Here is a 2793-nt window from a genome sequence, read left to right on the forward strand (position 1 = left end):
GTGACTTCAATCGAGCAATTGTCTCGGACGTGAGGACGGGATTGGGCTGATCAAAAAACCCATCAGGCAGCCCTAACGTCGTTTCAATGTGAAAGGCGGTTTCGGGCGTGAACCGTTCGCCATTGACCAGTTCGGCCACTCGTGTCAGGTTTGAGTCGAGTCCTAGAGCGATGTTCTCTGCACCGACCGCATCGACCAATAACTTAAACGATCGTGTTTTAAAGATGGACGCGGTTTGAGTCGCGTCACGTGCCGGCGGAGTTTTCGCGAATGGTTTGCCCTGTCTGTGAGGCTTGGAATTTGAAGGGTAGCGCTGTTTGCGCTGGCCATTATCTCGAGATGTCGGGTTTCGCCCGTGTGCTTGAGTCATAAAGTTGGGTTCCCGCCGTAAATAACACTATCGGTCCGCGCATTATAGGCGAGGGGACGTACACGTGGTCCATACGTTGAGCGTGTTGTTGCCCCCCTGAGCCTCGCGTGACATTCATTCGGGGGCCTTCGACGACCCGAGGGTTTTACTCTAGTTATATTGTCCCTGATCGTGCCGATAGCTAATGCAGGCAGCCTGCTTCGGTCACGATCATGTATTGCGCATTGCGCATCTGAGAAACGCGGTGGGCGCCACCACGACCATCTTTCTCAAGGAGAGTGGTTCGACCTGTTGACGAACCCCCGGGAGCGCTCGGATGCGCAAGCTCAGTTTCACGCAAAAACTCTGGTTACCCTTGCTCATCAGCCTGATGGCCTTGCTCCTCGTGTCGGTCTCGGCTGCCTACCTGTTACGTCAAACGCGTATGGAGGAGCGCAGGAACGACCTGGTCAATGTCGCGAACGTTGGACTGAGCATCGTGAAGGAATATGCAGCGTTCGCGCAAAGCGGGGCGCTCAGCGAGTCAGACGCACACAAACAGGCGCTTGAGCGATTACGCGACGTGCGCTACGGCGAGGATGGCTATTTCCTAGTTATCGACTCCACGCCGCAGATGGTGATGCACCCCATCAAACCTGCGATGAACGGCAAGGATTTGCGCAATGCCGCCGACGCCGACGGACGCCATCACTACGTGGCTTTCGCGGCGGCAGCGCAGACGACGCAAGGTGGTTTCGTTGACTATGTGTTTCCGCGCCCGGGCGTCGCACCGGCCAAGGCGGTACGCAAGATCGGCTACGTGGTGCGCTATGCGCCCTGGGACTGGATTCTTGCAACGGGCGCGTATGTAGACGACATCGACGCTGCATTCATGGCGTCGCTCTATTTGGCGGGCGGCGTGTTCATCGTGTTGGCCCTGCTGCTGGCGACCTTGGTCGGCTTCTCCAACCGCAGCATTCAACGTGCCATTGGCGGCGACCCCGCGTACGCAGCGCATGTGGCCGATGCCATTGCCGCGGGCGACCTGGCCGTTGCAATCGACACACGCGCCGAGGATGCCGAGAGCGTGATGTGCGCCATCCAACGCATGCGCGACGCGCTGACGCGCACGATAGGCCATATCAAGGACACGGCCGACAATGTGGCGACAGGTGCGCGCGAGATCGCGAACGGCAATGCCGATTTGTCGGTTCGCACTGAAAGCCAGGCGGCGGCACTCGAGGAAACCGCTTCAAGCATGGAACAGATGACCTCGATGGTTCGCCAGACCGCCGACCATGCTCAGACGGCCAGCCAACTTGCCACGCGCGCCGCGCAGATCGCTAACCGGGGCGGCGAGATGGTGTCGGAAGCGGTGACGACGATGCGCGATATATCGAGCGAATCACAGAAGATGGTGGAGATCATCGCGGTGATCGAGGGCATTGCGTTCCAGACCAACATTCTTGCGCTCAACGCCGCGGTCGAGGCTGCACGCGCGGGCGATGAGGGACGCGGCTTCGCGGTAGTCGCAAGCGAAGTCCGCAACCTGGCGCAGCGCAGCGCCGGTGCCGCGAAGGAAATTCGCGGTCTGATCTACAGCGCAGTGGGCAGGGTTGGCGTCGGCGCGGAACTCGTGGAGAAGACAGGTGCCACGATCGAGGAAGCGCGAGTGGCTATCGCGAGCGTCATGAGCATCGTGCAGGAAATCGCCGCAGCCGCTGCTGAGCAGAAGACCGGCATCGAACAGGTCAACATGGCGGTCACGCAGATGGATAGCATGACTCAGCAAAATGCCGCGCTGGTCGAACAAGCGGGAGCGGCTGCATTATCACTCGAAGAACAGGCGCAGCAGCTGCGGGTCGCGGTTGCCGCGTTTCGCGTGGACGCTCGCCTGGTTGCATCGGTTAGCAAGACAACAGGGAAGAGCGGCCAAGTTGCGGCCGTTGTCTCCCCGCGCGTATGCTAAGGAATTCGATCGGCACGAGGAGAACGTCATGGCACAACGGCACGTGGAAAAGTACAGCGGTTTCGAAATTGTTATCGAGGTTGTTGCCGTGGGCGACTGTCGTGTTCGGATAGCGCAACAGACCATTCAACAAGCAGCCTACCGTTTTTCCACCGCCGTCGATTTCGACGATGCGAGCCGACGCGTATTTTCATCGGTCAAGGATGCCTACGCGGCTGCGGCAACGCTTGCGCGTGAGGAAATCGATCGCATGGTCAGTCGCGGCCCACATGTACTGCATTGAGGGCGTCTTCGCTCATTGCTCAGGGAGAGCCCATCGGCCAACCGATAATTCGGGTAGCCTGTTACGACCCTCTCAAATCCCAACCACCCGAGACCTGCATTGCCAAATCCAGACTTTCATGACGCCGCTCGCACGCTTCACACTCACGCAGATTTCTGGTCGCTGCGAATCGTAGAGGAGCGCACCCAGACC

Annotated in this window: 2 protein-coding genes and 1 pseudogene; 2 read left to right on the plus strand and 1 reads right to left on the minus strand. The window is 59.3% G+C overall.

Annotated elements, in window-relative coordinates; all coding sequences use genetic code 11:
* Positions 1 to 370, minus strand: a pseudogene (locus tag WCA53_RS09810) (hypothetical protein); the annotation flags it as partial.
* Positions 371 to 686: 316 nt separating this feature from the next.
* Here WCA53_RS09810 and WCA53_RS09815 point away from each other — a divergent pair.
* Together WCA53_RS09815 and WCA53_RS09820 are read left to right on the plus strand one after the other, a co-directional pair.
* Complete coding sequence (locus tag WCA53_RS09815) at positions 687 to 2318, plus strand: methyl-accepting chemotaxis protein (RefSeq protein WP_423908520.1); 1632 nt, start codon at positions 687 to 689, stop codon at positions 2316 to 2318.
* 28 nt (positions 2319 to 2346) lie between these two features.
* Positions 2347 to 2601: a hypothetical protein gene (locus WCA53_RS09820; RefSeq protein ID WP_423908523.1), complete on the plus strand. Its 255-nt coding sequence runs from the start codon at positions 2347 to 2349 to the stop codon at positions 2599 to 2601.
* Positions 2602 to 2793: the final 192 nt, after the last annotated feature.

The sequence above is a fragment of the Caballeronia sp. genome, from assembly GCF_049581465.1.
Classification (GTDB): domain Bacteria; phylum Pseudomonadota; class Gammaproteobacteria; order Burkholderiales; family Burkholderiaceae; genus Caballeronia.